A 17,141-nucleotide genomic window follows, 5' to 3' on the forward strand; every position below is an offset into this window, starting at 1 on the left:
ATTCAGGAGTATCTATCCGATATTCTGGACTTCGCCCACTGGAACCTTCCACAGACCAACGACGATGTCCGGCGCGTTTTGTGCGATGTGGTGCGCGGTGGTCGCCTTGTGCCGTATATGGACAGGGAGTGGACGCAGCGCCCGCGCGTGTTCCGGCTCACGCCAGCACCGCAGTTCTGGCAGTCAGCCAGTGCATCAGGCGGGGGAAACGCGAACCGTCCATTGACATGGGATCAGTGGGTCTCGTTCAAGGCCGCACAGGAGGGAAAAACGGCTGGCGCAGGGTCGGTCCTGTCTACGGCATTCGATGCGCCCTCGCAGGTAGCCAAAGCCGCTCGCGGCTTAACACAGGCTGTGAGTAGTGCCGCGAGTACCAGCGGAGAAGGTGGAGGCGCAGGACTCTTGGGGTTCGTTAAGACGGCGGCAGGCGCATTGGCCAGCGGCGACGATGTTTCGGACAGCGGCACCACCGAAGGTGAGTCGACGTCGCTCAGCGACTCTCAGCCATTCGACTATCAACCAGATAGCTCAAGTGATGACACTCAGCAGTTCGCGGCGCGTGGCGTCCGCTTGACGGGCAACGAGCCCGGTGGCTATCGCACGAATCCTAACGGCGTGGATGTGGACTACTTCGATTCGAATGGCAACCTCTGTGCTCAATATCACGCGAGCCACGGCGAACCACATGGTCATAATTTCTCCGATGGGAAGCGGGACAACGCTCACCTCCCGATGTCTCCAATTAACTGCGAATGAAGAGAAGGCGATGAATAAACCGGAACAGACTTGGGGCTGGGAATTGGCAACCCGAAGCGACATGCTAAAGCGTGTACTGGGAACGTATACGTCGTTTCATGATTCGGCCGTTCGCTCTTTTTGCATGATTCGTCGGCGAGAAACGCGCGAAGGTGCTGACGGGCTTCCAATGCCCGGTACGCGAACGCGCGACCTGGTAGATGTGCAACTGGAAGTGCTTCACGACCGCTATGGACCGCCTCCTGCAGGGCGAACCCGCGACTACGTCGTTTTCCTTGACTGTCTTGACGTGCGAACCGCAGAGATTGACATAAACGCAATGCTTGAGGAAGCCACCATAATGGAAATGTCGCTTACCAAAGCCGAAGGCGGATTGCTCAAGCTAGACCTGGTGCCGAACGTCGGATTAGACATTCGACTCACCTGTGCGCAAGTCGTCGTCCGCGACCTGCAGCCCTATGTCCGCCCATCCTCATGAACGGCAGCGACATGACAGACACCATACTGACGGCATGGAACCATTTCCACGATTGGTATTTGAGGGGCGTCTCAGCAGATATGAATGCCGGAATTGTGGAACTGACGTTGATGTTCGATGACAGAAAAACACGCGCCCGTGTGCTTTTCAAAGGCGTATCCCGGTGTCTTATGAACGATTTTCTGATTCAGAACATCATCTACAATGCAAAGATACTGACAGACTACAGTGTCGAAGAATACGCGCGAGCACTCGGCATGCTCGAAAAGTCATACTTCGGCAAAGAAAATCACAACCCAAAGCCAATAGCAATGTTCACCGCAACGCTAGGCGCTGAAATACTTGTCGAATTCGATACTTTCGATGTAATGCCTGACTCCACCGTCGGATGATTGACGAATGCAGCATACGGCATATCTAGATCATCATGAGCGCGATATGGGGAAACGCACAGCGGCATACTGATGGCACGAGATCGGACGAGAAAATTTGAAATCTTCACGCTCGACGTCTCGTAAATTGAGCGACTCAAACAAACTACCGTCGTATCGGATTGGACGTTATATAAAATTGACCCAGAAATTGGAGAATAGGCGGCAAACACAGCCACGAATGGCCTATGGGGATTGTGGATTCAACCGGTCGATATGCAGAGCCTATCCATGATTGAACATTTCGCCTGCTACTATGACCCGGACACCAGGAGCCTGGTGCCCAACACGCTCTAACACTCGCTAGCCCCCGCTCTCATCCTCGCTCGCAGGCACGGAAATGCCGATGCGCGCGAACGTTTCCTCCAGATGATTCACGCACACGCGCACTTTCGCAGACTGCGCGAGCCGCGCCGGGTACACGGCCCAGACGTTGGCCGGCTGCGTGACGCCGGGCAGCACGCGCTGCAAGCGCCCGCTTTCCAGCAATGGCGCGACATCCCACATCGAGCGCAGCACGATGCCGCGTCCCGCCAGCGCCCACTGCACGGCCACCTCGCCGTGATTGGTGGAAAGCGGCCCGGCCACCTTCACCGAAACCGTTTCGCCATGCGCGTTCAAGCGCCATACGCCGAACGGATGATCGCGTTCCTTGATCGCGAGACACGCATGCTCTGCAAGATCGGCGACTTCCTGGGGCGCGCCGCGCCGCGCGAGATACGCGGGCGCCGCGCATAGCACGCGATAGTTCGTGGCAAGACGCCGCGCGATCAGATGGCCGGCGATCTCGTCGCCGATACGCACGTCGAGGTCGAAGCCCTCGCCCGCCACGTCGACGAGCCGGTCGAACAGTTCGAGCCGCACGCTCAGTTGCGCATACCGCTCGGAAAGACTCGCGAGCGCAGGCGCGACGAAATTGCGGCCAAAGCCGAAGCTGCTCGACACGCGCAATGTGCCGCGCGGAATGCGCCGCGCGGTGGAGACGTCATCCACGAGCCGCTCGACCTCGTCGAGGATCTTGCCGGCCGATGCATACACGCGCTCGCCCGCCTCGGTCATCGCGACGCGCCGCGTCGAGCGGTGCAACAAACGCGTGCCGAGACGCGCCTCGAGCACGCCCACGCGCTTGCTCACATAAGCCGGCGACGCCGAAAGCGCTTCGGCCGCCGCACTGAAACTCGCCTTGCGCGCGACCATGCAGAACACGCGCAAGTCGTCGAGTTCGGGCGACGCTACGGACTTCGGCGCTTTCGGTGCGTCCGGCATGTGCGTCACAGCGCGGCGGCTACCGCTTCGCCCAGCACAGTCGTGTTCGCCGTGCCACCCATGTCGGGCGTGCGCGGGCCTTCCACCAGCACCTTCTCGATGGCCTGCATGATCGCGTCGTGCGCGGCCTTGTATTGCGCGTCGCCGTTGCCGAGGAAGTCGAGCATCATCGCGCCCGACCAGATCATCGCGATGGGGTTCGCGATCTTCTTGCCGAAGATGTCGGGGGCGGAACCGTGCACCGGCTCGAACAGCGAGGGAAACTTGCGCTCGGGGTTCAGGTTCGCCGATGCCGCCAGACCGATCGTGCCCGTGCATGCCGGGCCGAGGTCCGAAAGAATGTCGCCGAAGAGGTTCGATGCGACGACCACGTCGAAGCGATCCGGCTGCAGTACAAAACGCGCGCACAGAATATCGATGTGCTGCTTGTCCCACTTCACGTCGGGATACGTCTGCGCCATGGCCGCCACGCGCTCGTCCCAGTAGGGCATGCTGATCGAGATGCCGTTGGACTTCGTGGCCGCCGTGAGCTGCTTGCGCTTGCGCTGGTCCGCAAGCTCGAACGCGTACTTGAGAATGCGGTCCACGCCGTGACGCGTGAACACCGACTCCTGCAACACGAACTCACGCTCGGTGCCTTCGAACATCTTGCCGCCCACCGAGCTGTACTCGCCCTCGGTGTTCTCGCGCACCACGAGAAAATCGATGTCGCCAGGCTTGCGGTTGGCGAGCGGACACGGCACACCCGGCAACAGGCGCACCGGGCGCAGGTTCACGTACTGGTCGAACTCACGGCGGAACTTCAGCAGCGAGCCCCACAGCGAAATGTGATCGGGCACCTTGTCGGGCCAGCCGACCGCGCCGAAATAGATCGCATCGAAGCCCTTGAGCGTGGCGAACCAGTCGTCGGGCATCATCTTGCCGTGCTGCAGGTAGTAGTCGCAGCTTGCCCAGTCGAAATGCGTGAATTCGAGCTTCAGGCCGAACTTCGCGGCCGCCGCCTCGACGACGCGCACGCCCTCGGGCATCACTTCCTGGCCAATGCCGTCACCGGCAATGGCGGCGATTTTGAATGTCTTGCTCATGCTGCGTTCTCCGTTTCTGTCTGTCGCGATGCGCCAGCATGCCTGAAAAACGGCGCGCGACCAGCCCCGCAGGCGTGGATAGATTCAACACGAAACGTGAATAATCGCACGAGTGCGCGCCACGGTCCATGCACGAGCCTGAATTCAGCGTCCGGCGATTTCCTGCCGATGCCCGATCTCGCCTACACTCTCGTTTGGCTCCACCGCGCCTTTCGCTGGACCGGCGCATATCCTGATCGACCGACTTATGTTCTCGCTTTCCGACACCCTTCCCTCCGACAAACCCGCCCTCTACGAATCGCTCGCTGCGCAGGCGCGCTCGCTGATCGAAGGCGAAACCGACGTCATTGCGAACGCGGCAAACTTCGCTTCGCTCGTGTTTCATTCGCTCGAAGGGCTGAATTGGGCGGGCTTCTATTCGTTCGACGGCACCGAGCTCGTGGTCGGTCCGTTCCAGGGCAAGCCGGCGTGCGTGCGCATTCCCATCGGCAAGGGCGTGTGCGGCACCGCAGCGGCCACGCGGCAAACCCAGGTGGTGCCCGACGTGCACGCGTTCGCGGGCCACATTGCGTGCGATTCGGCTTCGCAGTCGGAAATCGTCGTGCCCCTCGTCACGCCGGACGGCGAGCTGATCGGCGTCTGGGACGTGGACAGCCCGCATCTCGCGCGCTTCGACGAAGAGGACGCGAAAGGCATGGAGTTGCTCTGCCGCACGTTCGTCGAGTACGGCATGAAGCGCGCTTAAACGCGCTCAAATACCACGCTCAAGCGCGTTGCGCGAGGTCTGCGGCAACGCGCCGTGGTGGTGCCAGTGCAGCAATGCCAGCACATCGAGAAAGGTCCAGGAGCCGCTAAGAGGTTGCCAGCCAGCGGCGCGACAGCCCACGCCAGAACCTGGCCAACCTATGCTTGCGCGTGCTGCTCCGCCAGCGCGGCGAGGGCTTTTTCCACACGCTGCAGGACTGCGCCCCAGGCGCCGTTCTCGCCCTGGCGATAAAGCCGCGCCGTTGGATACCACGGCGAATCCTCCCGGTCTCCGAGCCAGCGCCAGCACGCCGCATAGCGCGACAGCACCCACACCGGCTTGCCGAGCGCTCCGGCCAGGTGCGCCATCGAGGTGTCCACGGTAATCACGAGATCGAGATTCGCGACGATCGCGGCGGTATCGGCGAAATCGCGCACGTCGTCCATCGGGTCGAACGGACGCAAGTCAGTGGGAATCCCGGCGAGTTGTGGCCGCGTCGTCGCGCCGAGTTGCAGGCTCACGAACGTCACGCCCGGCGTGCCCAGCAGTGGCATGAACGCGCGTGCGTCGAGCGAGCGGCGCTGGTCGATGGCGTTTGAACTTGCCTCGTCCTCGCGCGGATTGCCGGCCCATACGAGCCCGACCTTCAGCCCCCCCGCGGGCAGCCGCCTGCGCCACGCCTGCGCCTGCGGCGCGTGCGCATGCAGATACGGCACGCGCGCCGGAATCGACGCGACCGAGGTGCCAAAGCGCAGCGGCAGGCTCATCGTCAGGCACCAGAAGTCGTGGCGCTCGATACGCCCCTGGCCGTTCAACGGGATCACGCGGTCGGCGCCCGCGAGCGTTTCGAACAACCGCGTGAGCGCCGGCGCGCAGGCAATGCTCACGTGCGCCGCGCCCAGCGCCTTGAGCATCGGCACATAGCGGCAGAATTGCAGGCAGTCGCCGAGCCCCTGTTCGGGCCACACGAGAATCGACTTGCCCGCGAGCGGTTCGCCTTGCCACTGCGGATACGGCACGGGCGGCCGGCCGACGCCGCCCTCGCCGATCGACGGATCGTGGCGCGCTTCGTACAACGGCCACGCCGCCTCGTACGCGCCCAGACGCAGCAGCGGCAACGCCAGGTTCACGCGCGCCGCCGCGTAGTCGGGACGCAGCGCGAGTGCGCGCTGATACGGCTCGATCGACGCCTCGACCTGGCCGAGTTGCCAGAGCGCGTTACCCAGGTTGTTGTGGACTTCGGCATGGCTGTCGTCAAGCGCGAGCGCCCGGCGGCATGCGGCCTCCGAGTCGGGCAGGCGGTTCATCTCCTTGTACAGCAGGCCCAGGTTGTTCCATGCCGCGACGTGATCCGGATGCTGCCCGAGCACCGCAAGATACGCGGCTTCGGCTTGCTTGAGGCGGCCCAGACGCCACATCAGCACGCCCTGATTGAGCAGCGCCGCGGCATGATGCGGATCGATCTCCAGCGCGCGTGAAAGCTCGGCTTCGGCTTCATCGGCGCGGGCGTCGTTCATCAGCGCGAGGGCGAGGTTGGCGCGCGCGGGCAGGTCGCCGGGGCGGATCGACAGTACGCGCCGGTACGCGTGGCAGGCGGCCGCGAAATGTCCGCGACGGTACAACCACGCGCCGAGTGCGACGTACGCGTCGGCCTGCGCCTCGGGCGTGGCAAACGGTGGCGACGCGCGGTGCCGGGCGTCGCCGGCGAGCGTGCGGGCTGCCAGCTCCAGGGCCCTTGCGTCGGCGGGCTCGGCGTCCAGCACGCGTTCGAGCGCGCCGAGCGCGCTCTCGTGCCGGCCCGCCGTGTGCGCCGACAAGGCGTCATGCCAGGCGGCGTCTGCGGACGGTGTGCGAGCTAGGGACAGGTTCATCGGCGATCTCATGAAAGGCAAAGCGCTTGCGGCGCGACATCGCTCAATCTATGGACGTCTCATCGTCATGAACATTGGCAAAGTCCGAAAATGCGATTTCGGGCCCAATCGCGCCCTTATACTGGCTGCGCGCCGCGCCACCGTTGCGCGCGGCGCCCTGTCCGATCCTGGCCGAGCGTCCCGTGCAGCCGCATGTGATCTTGCGCGTCGCCACGCTCGACGACGACCCCGGTGCACGCCCCGAGTTCCATATCTGGACCTCGCACGACGTCCCCTGGCTCACCGATGACGGCGAAACGCCGCATCATCCCGAGTGGGCCACGTGAGCGACGTGAGCGCCTCGGCACATGCTCAGGAGGCCGAATCGTCTTGCGCGTGCGCCTTAACGAAGTCGACGAACGCGCGCAACGGCGCCGGCAGGTGCCGCCGTCCGGGATAGTAGAGAAAGGGCCCCGGAAACGAGACGTCCCAGTCGTCGAGCAAGCGCACGAGCGCGCCGCTTCGGATATGCGGCAGCAGCATCTCCTCGAACAGATACACCACGCCGACGCCGTCGAGCGCCATGTTGATCAGCAAGTCGAGCGCGGCGCCGGGACGCACGACGAGCGGCGTGGGCGGGTCGAGGCGCAACACTTCGCCATTGCGCTCGAAATGCCAGAGCGGCAGCGCGCCGCCCGCGAACTGCACGCGCAGGCAGGCATGCCCGAGCAGCTCGCGCGGATGTTCGGGCTGCCCGCGCGCCGCGAGATACGCGGGCGAAGCGGCCGTCGCGAAGCGCTCCACGCGTGGGCCGATGGGTATCGCGATCATGTCCTGCTCGAGCCGCTCGTCATAGCGGATACCGGCGTCGCAGCCGATCTGCAGCACGTCGACGAAGCCGTCCTCCACCACCACTTCCACGCGGATCTCGGGATACGCGCGATGAAACGGCGCGAGCACGCCGGGCAAGATGGTCCGCGCCGCGCTTGCGGGCACGTTCAGCTTGAGCGTGCCCGCGGGCTTTTCGCGGTAGCCGTTGAGCACGTCGAGCGCCGCTTCCATCTCGCTGAAGAGCGGCGTGATCGATTCGAGCAGCCGCTGGCCCGCCTCGGTCGGCGCGACGCTACGCGTGGTGCGGTTCAAAAGGCGCAGCCCGAGCTTCGCCTCCAGCCTGCGCACCGCGGCGCTCAGGCTCGACGCCGAGACGCCGCCCACGCGCGCGGCATCGCGAAAGCCACCCGCGCGCGCCACTGAAACGAAAGCGGCCAGATCGTTCATTTCCATCGGCATCGTTCACCTCGCACTGCTCGAACGCACTGTTCGAAATTATGCACAGCCTGTTCTGATCAGACGGGATTATCGGACAATTCGAACGCGCCCATACTGCGGGCATTCGTCAACCGAGGAGTACGCAATGCCGAACCGCAAACCCGCAAGCACGTATGAACTGGCCGGCCGTCAGGTGAACCGCATGGGCTATGGCGCCATGCAACTGGCCGGGCCCGGCGTGTTCGGGCCCCCGAAGGACCGGGCGCAGGCCGTCGCGGTGCTGCGCGAGGCGCTGGCGCTGGGCGTCGATCACATCGACACGAGCGACTTCTACGGCCCGCACGTGACGAACCAGATCATCCGTGAAGCGCTGCACCCTTATGCGCAAAACCTCACGATCGTCACCAAGGTGGGCGCCGTGCGCGACGACAAGGGTGCCTGGCTACCGGCTCTCGAGCCCGCCGACATCGAGCGCGCCGTGCACGACAACTTGCGCAATCTGGGCCTCGAAGCACTCGACGTGGTCAACCTGCGCATCATGGGCGATGTTCACAAGCCCTCCGAAGGGCCCGTGGAAAAGCAGGTCGAAACGCTTGCCCGGTTGCGCGAGCGCGGCCTCGTGCGCAACGTGGGCATGTCCAACGCCACCGCTGCGCAGATCGCGGCGGCGCAACGGCTCGTGCCCATTGTGTGCGTGCAGAACCACTACAACCTCGTGCACCGCGACGACGACGCGCTGATCGACGCACTGGCCGCGCAGGGCATTGCCTACGTGCCGTTCTTTCCGCTCGGCGGCTTTACGCCGATCCAGTCGTCGGCGCTTGCGTCGATCGCCGCTCGCCTCGACGTCACGCCGATGGCGCTCGCGCTCGCGTGGCTCCTGCGGCGCTCGCCCAATATTCTGCTGATTCCGGGCACGTCCACGCTTTCGCATCTGCGTGAAAACGTGGCGGCGGCGCAGATCGATCTGGACGACGAAGTGCTCACGGAACTCGACGCGATCGGCAGCAGCGGCGGCGCAGCCGCGCACGCCTGAGCGCCAGGCCGTCACGCCATGTCGGCCGTCTCCAGCTTGTTTGCCAGCGCGTCGCGAATGAGCGCGACCGGCCGCACGAGGCGCCCCGGCAGCGCCCCGTGCACGAGCCACACGTTCAGGCCCGAGCGGAAGTCGGTCGCGTCGATGACCTGCAGCTGGTCGCGCAGCGGACTGCGCGCGAGCGCCTGCGGCGCGGCGAGCCCGACGCCCATACCGCGTGCGACCAGCGAAAGCTGCAGCTCCGAGCCGAACGCCTCGACCGCCACGTTGAACGGCAAACCCGCCATGCCCATGGCGCGGCTCAGCGCCGAGCGCATCCCGCAGCCGTCCTGGTTCAGCACCCACGGGTGATGCGCGAGCGCGGCGAGCGTGGTGGGCTCGTCGGGCAAGCCGAACGAGCGCGCCGCGACGACGAGGGTCGGCGTATAGCCAAGCTGGGTCGCGACGACACTCTCCGGCGGCGCAACGGCGGCGGGCAGCAGAATGACCGCCGCATCGAGCCGTGCGCGCTCGACTTCGTCGAGCAGCCCCGGCGACCAGCCCGCCCTCACCCGCAGCGTCAGCTTCGGAAACTCGCCACGCAATTGATCAACGGGCTGCTCGAGCGCCAGCTCCGAGAGAAACGGCGGCACACCGAGCTTGAGCTCGCCAGTGGGTTCGGTCTCCGGCGAAGCGACCGACATCAGGTCGTCGACCGCTCTCAGGACCGAGCGCGCGAGGCTGTACACCTCGTTGCCAGCAGCCGTGGGTTTGAGGGGCTTGCTCTGGCGGTCGAGCAACTCGACGCCGAGCGTCGTCTCCAGGTTCTGCACGCGGCGCGTAAGGCCCGGCTGCGTAAGGAAGAGCCGCTCCGAAGCCCGCACGAGCGAGCCGCTTTCGACCACCGCCACGAAGGCTTCCAGATCTCGCGTGTTCACAACGACTCCGCATAAAGATTATCGCGATAATTCAATTGTCGCATAACGTGAGGCTCCCTACGATACCTGGACCTGCCACGTTGCGGAGCCAATCGATGGAGCACCCCGCTGAAACCTGTACGCGCGTGATTGCGCGCGAAGCCACCCCCGCGAGTCACGCCACGCTCACGCTGCCGATGACACTGTTCTTCGCCGCCGCTGTCGGCGTGATCGTCGTCAATCTCTCGGCGGCTCAGCCGCTCGCCGGGCTCGTGAGCCATTCGCTGCATCTGCGCCCGGCGTTCGTCGGCGCGGTCGCCATGCTGCCGCAGCTTGGCTACGCCGCCGGCCTGCTGCTGCTCGTGCCGCTTTGTGATCTGCTCGAAAACCGGCGCCTGATTTTCCGCACACTGCTTGCCTGCTCCGCCTTTCTCGCCCTCGCGGCGCTGGCGCGCTCGGGCCCACTCTTTCTCGCCGCTGCGTTCCTCGCGGGAGCGACCTCCAGTGTGATCCAGATGCTCGTACCGATGGCCGCCTCGATGACGCCCGAAAGTCATCGCGGGCAGGCGGTAGGCAATGTGATGAGCGGCCTGATGCTGGGCATTCTGCTGTCGCGGCCGCTTGCCAGCCTGATAGCGGGAACGCTGGGCTGGCGTGCGTTCTACGGGATCGAAGCGGCAGCGGATGGCGTGCTCGCCGTGGTTCTCTTCCTGCGCACGCCTCGCCGCATGCCGGCCGTGACCGCACGCTACGTCGATCTGCTCTATTCGCTCTGGACGTTGCTGCGCACCGAACGCGTTCTGCGGCGCAGCGCTTTCCTCGCGTCGCTCGCGTTGGGGGCGTTCTCGGCGTTCTGGACCGCCGTTGCGCTGCTGCTGTCGCAGCCGCCGTTTTCGCTGGGCATGAACGGCATTGCCGCATTTGCGCTGGCCGGCGCGAGCGGCGCGATCGTCACACCGCTCGCGGGCCGGCTGGGCGACCGTGGCGCGGGGCGCGCGGTCCAATACGCGGCGCACGCGACGATGCTCGGCGCGGTCGTGCTGCTGGGTGTGGCGGGCGCGGGCTGGGGTGGCTTTTCGCCCGCCGCGCACCCCGTGCTGGCGCTGGGTCTGCTCGTTGCGGGCGCAGCCTCGCTCGATGCGGGCGTGATCGCCGACCAGACACTAGGGCGGCGCGCCATCAACCTGCTGAACCCCGTCGCGCGCGGGCGGCTCAACGCGATTTTCGTGGGAATGTTCTTTATCGGCGGCGCGGGCGGCGCGCTCATGGCCGGCGCGGCGTGGGCCTCGGCGCGCTGGAGCGGCGTGTGTTTCGTCGCACTCGGCTTCACGGTAGCGGTTATCGCGCTCGGCTTCGTTTATCGTGCGTCGCCGGCCTCTACCCGCTAGCGCGCCCCCGGCGCGCCAATGAAAAAGCCGCGGCTCTTCAGCCGCGGCTTTCCTGTATCTGAATTGCCACTCGCGTATCCACTCCCCGGTCGATCCGTCACGCGCGCGGCAAAGCGCTCACGCCTGCTGATCCGACCCGTCCGCGGACTGCGCGGTGTTGTCGTCGGCAGGCTTTTCCTCTTCCTTCTTTTCGACTAGCTGCTCGACTTCCTTGGCGCCCTCGAAACCGGCAACCGCCGCTGCCGCCTTGGTCAGAAAGCCCGCATTTGGATCGAGCTTCTCGGCGCCTTCCACTGCGGCCACCGCACCGGCAATTTCTCCGACCTTGTCCAGAATGCCCATATCATCCCTCCAGTTGAAACCCGCTCCGGGCTGACGAGGCGATGTCTCGCCTCCCGTGCGCCGCATCTTCCATCCAGCGAGCGCGCCGCTTCATTGTGTGCCTGGTGAATGGCCGCATCAATCACTAACTCATTAATCTGACAATGATTAACGATTCCATATACGAACGTATATTGCGACGAGTCAATAGTTTGACTATAGTGAAATTGTCTCCTCCATGTCTCCTCCTGATATGGATTCAGCCCGCAATCGCTGCGGGCTTTTCTTTTTCCCGCGTTGCACTTTGGCCCGCGCTTTGGTCCGCTGCTCGCCTTGCTCCAGCCTGGGGGCCGCAACCAGGCACGCGGCGTCCGCTGGCATAATTCACCCTTCGCCGTTTTCCAGCCCTCTTACACTTCGCCGCTGCAATGAATCTGCATACCTGGTGGCTGTTCCTCGTCACCGTCTTCGTCGTCTGCGCCATTCCTGGTCCCAACATGTTGCTCATCATGTCGCACGGCGCGCAGTACGGATTGCGCCGCACGAGCGCAACCATGGCCGGCTGCCTTTCCGCACTGGTCCTGATGCTGGCCGTCTCCGCAGCCGGACTCGGCGTGTTCCTGCAGGCGTGGCCGACCATGTTCAACGCGCTTCGATTCATCGGCGCCGCGTACCTCGTCTATCTGGGCATCAAGGCTTGGGGCGCGCCCGTGCCCGAGGCCGCCGCCGACATTGCCGAGCGTGTGGCCGCGCGCCCCGTGCGCTCGCCGCTTGCGCTCTACCGCAACGGCTTTTTCGTCGGCGGCAGCAACCCGAAGGCGATCCTTTTCGCGGCGGCGCTCCTGCCGCAGTTCATCGACGCGACCCGCCCCGTGCTGCCGCAGTTCGGCGTGCTCGTTGCGACTTTCGCCGTGTGCGAAGTGAGCTGGTATCTCGTTTATGCGGGTTTCGGCACGCGCATCGGCGCGACGCTCAAAAGCCGGCGCGTGGCGAAAGCCTTCAATCGTGTGACGGGCGGGGTGTTCGTTGGCTTCGGCGCGATGATGGCCTTGCTTCGCCAGTAGGCCGGTCAGGCGGCGCGGCGTCTAGCACGCTTGCGCGCCCATCGCGCTTCTCCTACGCTTTTTTCGTCGTCTTTCCGCTTCGAGCCTGCGATGAAGTCCCATCGGCACACCATCTTCACGGCGCTGCTCGCCGCCGCCCTGTTCGGCATCACCACGCCGCTCGCCAAGGCGCTGCTCGGCAGCGTGTCGCCGTTCATGCTCGCGGGGCTCTTCTATCTCGGCAGCGGCTCGGGCCTCGCGGTCGTCCTGCTGTTGCGCCGACTCTCGGCGCGCCGTGGCGACTCGGCACCCGCACACGATCCGCTTCGCCTCGCCGAATTGCCGTGGCTCGCCGGCGCGATCGCCGCGGGCGGCGTGGCGGCTCCCGCCCTGCTCATGCTCGGCCTGAACACCACGCCCGCCGCCACGAGCGCGCTGCTGCTGAACCTGGAAGGCGTGCTGACGGCGCTCATCGCATGGGTCTGCTTTCGCGAAAACTTCGATGCGCAGATTGCGCTAGGCATGCTGGCGATCGTGGCGGGCGGCGTGCTGCTCTCCTGGCCCGGCGCGGTGTCCGGCGTTGCGGCGGGCATCGCGCCTGGCTCGCTGCTCGTCGCGCTGGCGTGCCTGTGCTGGGCCATCGACAACAACCTCACCCGCAAGGTCTCGACCAACGACGCGATGGTCGTCGCTTGCACCAAAGGGCTCGTGGCCGGTCCGGTGAATATCGGCATTGCGCTCGCCGCGGGTGCGCACTGGCCCGCGTGGCAGGCAACCGGCGGCGCCATGGCCGTGGGGTTCGCGGGCTATGGCGTGAGCCTCGTGCTCTTCGTCGTCTCACTGCGCCATCTCGGCACGGCGCGCACCGGCGCCTACTTCTCCGTGGCGCCACTCTTCGGCGTGGCACTTTCCTTGCTGCTGTGGCCGGAGCGCCCGGCGCTCGCTTTCTGGCTCGCGCTCGCGCTCATGGCGTTCGGCGTCTGGCTGCATGTGCGCGAGCGGCATGACCACACGCACACGCACGAGCCGCTCGAACACACCCACGCTCACCGGCACGACGAACACCATCAGCACGAGCACGATTTCGCGTGGGACGGCACGGAGCCGCACACGCATGCGCACCGTCACGCGCCGATCACGCATAGCCACGCGCACTACCCCGACGTGCACCATCGGCACGCACATTGACGGCGGGACGAGTCGCCGCCGCATCGATCTGAAAGCGACGTCAAGATTTCCCAGGACCACCGCGCTTTGCGCGCGCACGATGCACTCGTCATAAAAACGAAGGAGGCAAGTGCCATGGCTACCGTCTACCGGGACATTCTCGTTGAAGCCGCGGCGGATGACGTATGGGCCGCGCTGCGCGATCCCGCCAACGTCGCACACGTATTCGCTGGCGTGGTGACCGAGGCGCGCATGGAAAACGAGATACGCTGGGTCACGTTTGCCAACGGCACGGTGATCGAAGAACGCGTGATAGGCGTGGACGACGCGCACATGCGCCTCGCCTACACCGTGGGCGGCGGACGATTCGAGCATCATCACGCGACGCTCCAGGTGATGCCGGATTCGCCGCAACGTTGCCGCGTGGTCTGGATCAGCGACTTCAAGCCCGACAAGCGGATACAGATGGTCGAGCCGCTCACGGATGCGGGTTGCGAGGCGCTCAGGCGTAATCTCGCCCGGCGATAGGAGTGGGCCGGTTAGCCGTCGTCGCGGCCACGGCGCGCGCCTGGCGTTTGCGCCGCGCGCCCTGGAGACGGGTGTCATTCACGCCAATGGCGGATGTTTTCCAGTTGCGCGGGCCAAATTCGAGCGCGGTGGCCGGGTTAGGCAGTTAGTTGCGTAAATGAAAATTCGCCAAGCTTGCGCGAGTCCGGTCCAGCGGCGGCGCGGCGGCGAAACGGACTGTGCGACGGCGCCCATACCGGCACGCCATTTGCGCTCAGAATAGTGCCAGATGATTCGACAACGGGAGCGGCAATGGGGGCAGGAAAATTAACGTTGGCTGTGCAATGCATGACCGTCTGCGCGGGCCTTGCGGGAACACCGGCTTCACACGCCGCAGGCACCTTCGACGGCAATTGGAACGTGACGCTCACCTGCCCCAAAGGTGCCGCGGGCACATCCGGCTACCGCTATCAATTTCCGGCCGAAATCCAGGAAAACGTCCTGCACGGTGAGCACGGCGAAAGAGATGCGGGTGGCTGGCTCACGCTGGACGGCAAGCTCGAACCCGACGGGTCGGCCACCCTCGTCGCACAGGGTCTGGCCGCACCATCGCCCTACGCGATGGGCCACGCCAACGCCAAAGCGCCCTATTCGTACGAAGTCAGCGCACAGTTCGACGCGACTTCAGGCAGCGGTTCGCGCACGACGGCGCGCAAATGCGACTTTGTGTTCGTAAAAGAATGACTGGCGCGGACGGCTCGCGGCGCGCACGAACCGGCGCCAGAAAAGAAAAAGCCCGCTTCAGAGAGCGGGCTGAATCCATATCAGGAGGAGACATGGAGGAGACGAATGCAGTATAGGGTTTTCCCCTAATCTGCGCAACTGTTTTTTTCACGGTTTGCCGCAGCCTGCTTCGGCCCTTAATCGGCGTGCTTTTCTCTCTGAACCGCGCCGAAATGAAACGCAAGAAAAAGCCCCATGACGAGCGCGCCGGCCAGCACCGCGACGAGGTCTTCACGCGTGACAGGCTGTTCGAGCGGGCGCATGCCAAGCGCCACCGCGATCGCGATCGCGATATTCACGAAGCCCCAAACCACGTTCACAACGGGCGACGAGTCGCCTCGCCCTCGCGGACGCGCGAAGGGCGTGGGAAAAGGCAGCCCCTGCAGGCCGGAAGCCAGATGCGGGACCGCGTTGCAAAAGAACGCACCGGCAAAAAAGAGCCAAACGTACGGCATGTCGTAACCTCGAACGGACCAACGGAAAGGGGCAGCGGGATGGCGCATCGGCGGCGATCGCCGCGCTGAAATGCGAGGATACCCTCACAAATAATAGTAGAGAGTCGCCTCGCATAAGTCAATTCATCCGGTTCGGATGGAATGATTCCGTACGTCCAGATGCCGCTCGAATCGGCATGAAATCTATCATGCTAATATGCGAGGAATTCCTCTCATATCCCCGCATTTGAAGAATTCGTCATGACGCCCTCCACGCCTGTCGCGCAACCCGCGCGGCCAACCGAACCCAAACGCGAAAGGGGCCGCCAGCGGGTGGCCGCGATCATGGACGCCGCCGTCACCGTATTCACCGAGAAGGGTTACGACGCGGCCACCATGACCGAAATCGCGGCGCGCTCGTCCACGGCAACGGGCTCGCTGTACCGCTTCTTCCCCACCAAGGAGGCGCTGGCCGAGGCGCTGTTGCTGCGCTACGCGCAGCAGGCGAGGAACGGACTCGCCGAACTCGAGCAACAGGTCCCGGAAATGACACTCGAGGCCGTAGCCGATGCGCTCGTCGACTTCGTGCTGCTGTTGCAGTCGCAACGCAGCTTTGCCGTCGCTCTCGTCGACGCCCGCAGCGGCAGCGACGACCACCGCAAGCGCTTTCGCGAGGCGATGCGCTCAGGCGTGGCCGCCATCCTGAGCCGCGCGATCGTGCATCTCAAGCCAGCCAAAGCAAAAGTTATGGCGATCGTGCTGATCCATATGCTCAAGGGCGTCGCGAACATCGCCAACGAAGAGCCCTCGGCGCGGGCCGTGCTGATGGCCGAGCTTCGCGATCTCGTGCGCCTGTATCTCGTTTCGGCTGCGCAGCGCGCTGACGGCAAATAGCCTGCTGACGCAGGAGAAACGGCGTCAGGCGCGCGCGATCTTTGTGCGCTACCATCGCTGCATGTCCGAACAACCGCTACCCGCCGCTGCCGCGCCGCTCTCCCAAAGCGCTTACGCCACTGCGTTGGCGGGTGTGATCGCACTGCTCGCGTGGGGAGCGCTTGCCGCGCAAACCGACATCACGATTGAGCGCATGGTGCTGCGCGGCTTCGATACGTTCGAGGCCATCGGCCGGCTTTCGGCCTACCTGACCAATCTCACGGTGCTGCTCGTCGCGCTCACCTTCACCTGCATCGCGCTGCGCCTGCGCGCGTGGCCGGCACGCTTCTTTAGGGCTCCGGGCACAGTGAGCGCCGTAACGGTGTACATCGTCTTCGTTGGCATTGCTTACAATGTGTTGCTGCGTCATCTCTGGACGCCGCACGGATATCGCGCGTTGCTCAACGAAAGCCTGCATACCCTGATTCCGCTGTTATGCGCGGCGTATTGGCTGCTGTTCGTGCCGCGCCTCACCCTTGGTGCTCGCGATCGCCTCGCCTGGCTCGTCTATCCGCTGGGCTATCTCGCCATCACCTTCTGGCGCGGCAGCGAGACGGACTTCTATCCGTACCCGTTCATCGACGTCGGGCAGCTCGGCTATGCGCACGTGCTCGTCAACAGCGCCTTGCTGCTCGCCGCCTTCATGGTGCTGATGGCGCTCTTCGTGGCGATCAACGCGAGAAGGCGCCCTGCCATCGTGGCAAACGACGGGCTCGGCGCAACGGACTTGCGGCGCCCCGACTAACTTGCCGT

Annotated in this window: 19 protein-coding genes and 1 pseudogene; 13 read left to right on the plus strand and 7 right to left on the minus strand. The window is 64.7% G+C overall.

What is annotated here, in order from left to right:
* The 3 genes and pseudogenes from U5A52_RS23990 to U5A52_RS24000 form a co-directional block, all read left to right on the plus strand.
* Positions 1-756, plus strand: a pseudogene (locus tag U5A52_RS23990) (hypothetical protein); the annotation flags it as partial.
* A gap of 10 nt (positions 757-766) precedes the next feature.
* A complete protein-coding gene (locus U5A52_RS23995; RefSeq protein WP_321909869.1) occupies positions 767-1,234 on the plus strand; it encodes an Imm50 family immunity protein in 468 nt (155 codons plus the stop codon).
* Positions 1,231-1,626, plus strand: coding sequence for a hypothetical protein (locus tag U5A52_RS24000; protein ID WP_321909871.1), 396 nt, complete (start codon positions 1,231-1,233; stop codon positions 1,624-1,626). Before U5A52_RS23995 ends, U5A52_RS24000 begins: the two co-directional genes overlap by 4 nt.
* Positions 1,627-1,968: 342 nt before the next feature.
* Here the strand turns inward: U5A52_RS24000 and U5A52_RS24005 are convergent, their stop codons facing one another.
* Both U5A52_RS24005 and U5A52_RS24010 read right to left on the minus strand, forming a co-directional pair.
* Positions 1,969-2,931, minus strand: coding sequence for a LysR substrate-binding domain-containing protein (locus U5A52_RS24005; RefSeq protein WP_321936498.1), 963 nt, complete (start codon positions 2,929-2,931; stop codon positions 1,969-1,971).
* A 5-nt stretch (positions 2,932-2,936) separates the two neighbouring features.
* Positions 2,937-4,016 carry a tartrate dehydrogenase gene (locus U5A52_RS24010; RefSeq protein ID WP_321936499.1) on the minus strand — a complete coding sequence of 360 codons (1,080 nt, stop codon included), beginning with the start codon at positions 4,014-4,016 and terminating at the stop codon, positions 2,937-2,939.
* A 247-nt stretch (positions 4,017-4,263) separates the two neighbouring features.
* Here U5A52_RS24010 and U5A52_RS24015 point away from each other — a divergent pair, with 247 nt between their 5' ends.
* Positions 4,264-4,761 carry a GAF domain-containing protein gene (locus U5A52_RS24015; RefSeq protein ID WP_415765383.1) on the plus strand — a complete coding sequence of 166 codons (498 nt, stop codon included), beginning with the start codon at positions 4,264-4,266 and terminating at the stop codon, positions 4,759-4,761.
* A gap of 158 nt (positions 4,762-4,919) precedes the next feature.
* Here U5A52_RS24015 and U5A52_RS24020 read toward each other — a convergent pair whose 3' ends face one another.
* Positions 4,920-6,632 (minus strand): tetratricopeptide repeat protein, encoded by a 1,713-nt coding sequence (locus U5A52_RS24020; protein WP_321936500.1) that lies wholly within the window; start codon positions 6,630-6,632, stop codon positions 4,920-4,922.
* 182 nt (positions 6,633-6,814) lie between these two features.
* On the opposite strand from U5A52_RS24020, the gene U5A52_RS24025 reads away from it, so the two are divergent.
* Complete coding sequence (locus U5A52_RS24025; RefSeq protein ID WP_321936501.1) at positions 6,815-6,958, plus strand: hypothetical protein; 144 nt, start codon at positions 6,815-6,817, stop codon at positions 6,956-6,958.
* A gap of 25 nt (positions 6,959-6,983) precedes the next feature.
* Here the strand turns inward: U5A52_RS24025 and U5A52_RS24030 are convergent, their stop codons facing one another.
* On the minus strand, positions 6,984-7,895 hold the full coding sequence (locus tag U5A52_RS24030) for a LysR family transcriptional regulator (protein WP_321909881.1): 912 nt from the start codon (positions 7,893-7,895) through the stop codon (positions 6,984-6,986).
* Between the two features lie 130 nt (positions 7,896-8,025).
* On the opposite strand from U5A52_RS24030, the gene U5A52_RS24035 reads away from it, so the two are divergent.
* The gene (locus U5A52_RS24035; RefSeq protein WP_321936502.1) at positions 8,026-8,916 is read left to right on the plus strand and encodes an aldo/keto reductase family oxidoreductase; all 891 of its coding nucleotides are present in this window, start codon (positions 8,026-8,028) and stop codon (positions 8,914-8,916) included.
* A gap of 11 nt (positions 8,917-8,927) precedes the next feature.
* Here U5A52_RS24035 and U5A52_RS24040 read toward each other — a convergent pair whose 3' ends face one another.
* A complete protein-coding gene (locus U5A52_RS24040) occupies positions 8,928-9,833 on the minus strand; it encodes a LysR family transcriptional regulator (protein WP_321936503.1) in 906 nt (301 codons plus the stop codon).
* 95 nt (positions 9,834-9,928) lie between these two features.
* Between U5A52_RS24040 and U5A52_RS24045 the strand changes: the two genes are divergently transcribed.
* Positions 9,929-11,200, plus strand: coding sequence for an MFS transporter (locus U5A52_RS24045; RefSeq protein ID WP_321936504.1), 1,272 nt, complete (start codon positions 9,929-9,931; stop codon positions 11,198-11,200).
* Positions 11,201-11,317: 117 nt separating this feature from the next.
* Here the strand turns inward: U5A52_RS24045 and U5A52_RS24050 are convergent, their stop codons facing one another.
* Complete coding sequence (locus U5A52_RS24050; RefSeq protein WP_321909886.1) at positions 11,318-11,542, minus strand: hypothetical protein; 225 nt, start codon at positions 11,540-11,542, stop codon at positions 11,318-11,320.
* Positions 11,543-11,949: 407 nt separating this feature from the next.
* Between U5A52_RS24050 and U5A52_RS24055 the strand changes: the two genes are divergently transcribed.
* The 4 genes from U5A52_RS24055 to U5A52_RS24070 all read left to right on the plus strand — a co-directional run bounded on the left by U5A52_RS24055 (position 11,950) and on the right by U5A52_RS24070 (position 14,982).
* Positions 11,950-12,585, plus strand: a complete 636-nt coding sequence (locus U5A52_RS24055) for a LysE family translocator (RefSeq protein ID WP_321909888.1) — start codon at positions 11,950-11,952, stop codon at positions 12,583-12,585.
* 90 nt (positions 12,586-12,675) lie between these two features.
* Entirely contained in the window at positions 12,676-13,752 is a 1,077-nt protein-coding gene (locus tag U5A52_RS24060; RefSeq protein ID WP_321936505.1) for a DMT family transporter, read from the plus strand.
* Between the two features lie 114 nt (positions 13,753-13,866).
* Positions 13,867-14,259 (plus strand): SRPBCC family protein, encoded by a 393-nt coding sequence (locus U5A52_RS24065; protein WP_321936506.1) that lies wholly within the window; start codon positions 13,867-13,869, stop codon positions 14,257-14,259.
* Between the two features lie 291 nt (positions 14,260-14,550).
* Positions 14,551-14,982: a hypothetical protein gene (locus U5A52_RS24070; protein ID WP_321909997.1), complete on the plus strand. Its 432-nt coding sequence runs from the start codon at positions 14,551-14,553 to the stop codon at positions 14,980-14,982.
* Positions 14,983-15,158: 176 nt separating this feature from the next.
* Here U5A52_RS24070 and U5A52_RS24075 read toward each other — a convergent pair whose 3' ends face one another.
* Positions 15,159-15,476 (minus strand): hypothetical protein, encoded by a 318-nt coding sequence (locus U5A52_RS24075; RefSeq protein ID WP_321909999.1) that lies wholly within the window; start codon positions 15,474-15,476, stop codon positions 15,159-15,161.
* A gap of 240 nt (positions 15,477-15,716) precedes the next feature.
* Here U5A52_RS24075 and U5A52_RS24080 point away from each other — a divergent pair, with 240 nt between their 5' ends.
* On the plus strand, positions 15,717-16,349 hold the full coding sequence (locus U5A52_RS24080; protein ID WP_321910000.1) for a TetR/AcrR family transcriptional regulator: 633 nt from the start codon (positions 15,717-15,719) through the stop codon (positions 16,347-16,349).
* Positions 16,350-16,410: 61 nt separating this feature from the next.
* Complete coding sequence (locus U5A52_RS24085; RefSeq protein ID WP_321910002.1) at positions 16,411-17,133, plus strand: Pr6Pr family membrane protein; 723 nt, start codon at positions 16,411-16,413, stop codon at positions 17,131-17,133.
* The last annotated feature ends 8 nt before the right edge of the window (positions 17,134-17,141 follow it).

The sequence above is a fragment of the Paraburkholderia sp. J8-2 genome, assembly GCF_905220195.1.
GTDB lineage: Bacteria > Pseudomonadota > Gammaproteobacteria > Burkholderiales > Burkholderiaceae > Paraburkholderia.

Coding starts and splice junctions, on each gene's coding strand:
- U5A52_RS24085 (WP_321910002.1), top strand. CDS start 16,411: ATGTCCGAACAACCGCTACCCGCCGCTGCCGCGCCGCTCTCCCAAAGC.
- U5A52_RS24080 (WP_321910000.1), top strand. CDS start 15,717: ATGACGCCCTCCACGCCTGTCGCGCAACCCGCGCGGCCAACCGAACCC.
- U5A52_RS24000 (WP_321909871.1), top strand. CDS start 1,231: ATGAACGGCAGCGACATGACAGACACCATACTGACGGCATGGAACCAT.
- U5A52_RS24035 (WP_321936502.1), top strand. CDS start 8,026: ATGCCGAACCGCAAACCCGCAAGCACGTATGAACTGGCCGGCCGTCAG.
- U5A52_RS24030 (WP_321909881.1), bottom strand. CDS start 7,895: ATGGAAATGAACGATCTGGCCGCTTTCGTTTCAGTGGCGCGCGCGGGT.
- U5A52_RS24070 (WP_321909997.1), top strand. CDS start 14,551: ATGGGGGCAGGAAAATTAACGTTGGCTGTGCAATGCATGACCGTCTGC.
- U5A52_RS24015 (WP_415765383.1), top strand. CDS start 4,264: ATGTTCTCGCTTTCCGACACCCTTCCCTCCGACAAACCCGCCCTCTAC.
- U5A52_RS24050 (WP_321909886.1), bottom strand. CDS start 11,542: ATGGGCATTCTGGACAAGGTCGGAGAAATTGCCGGTGCGGTGGCCGCA.
- U5A52_RS24020 (WP_321936500.1), bottom strand. CDS start 6,632: ATGAACCTGTCCCTAGCTCGCACACCGTCCGCAGACGCCGCCTGGCAT.
- U5A52_RS24045 (WP_321936504.1), top strand. CDS start 9,929: ATGGAGCACCCCGCTGAAACCTGTACGCGCGTGATTGCGCGCGAAGCC.
- U5A52_RS24010 (WP_321936499.1), bottom strand. CDS start 4,016: ATGAGCAAGACATTCAAAATCGCCGCCATTGCCGGTGACGGCATTGGC.
- U5A52_RS24005 (WP_321936498.1), bottom strand. CDS start 2,931: ATGCCGGACGCACCGAAAGCGCCGAAGTCCGTAGCGTCGCCCGAACTC.
- U5A52_RS24065 (WP_321936506.1), top strand. CDS start 13,867: ATGGCTACCGTCTACCGGGACATTCTCGTTGAAGCCGCGGCGGATGAC.
- U5A52_RS24055 (WP_321909888.1), top strand. CDS start 11,950: ATGAATCTGCATACCTGGTGGCTGTTCCTCGTCACCGTCTTCGTCGTC.
- U5A52_RS23995 (WP_321909869.1), top strand. CDS start 767: ATGAATAAACCGGAACAGACTTGGGGCTGGGAATTGGCAACCCGAAGC.
- U5A52_RS24060 (WP_321936505.1), top strand. CDS start 12,676: ATGAAGTCCCATCGGCACACCATCTTCACGGCGCTGCTCGCCGCCGCC.
- U5A52_RS24075 (WP_321909999.1), bottom strand. CDS start 15,476: ATGCCGTACGTTTGGCTCTTTTTTGCCGGTGCGTTCTTTTGCAACGCG.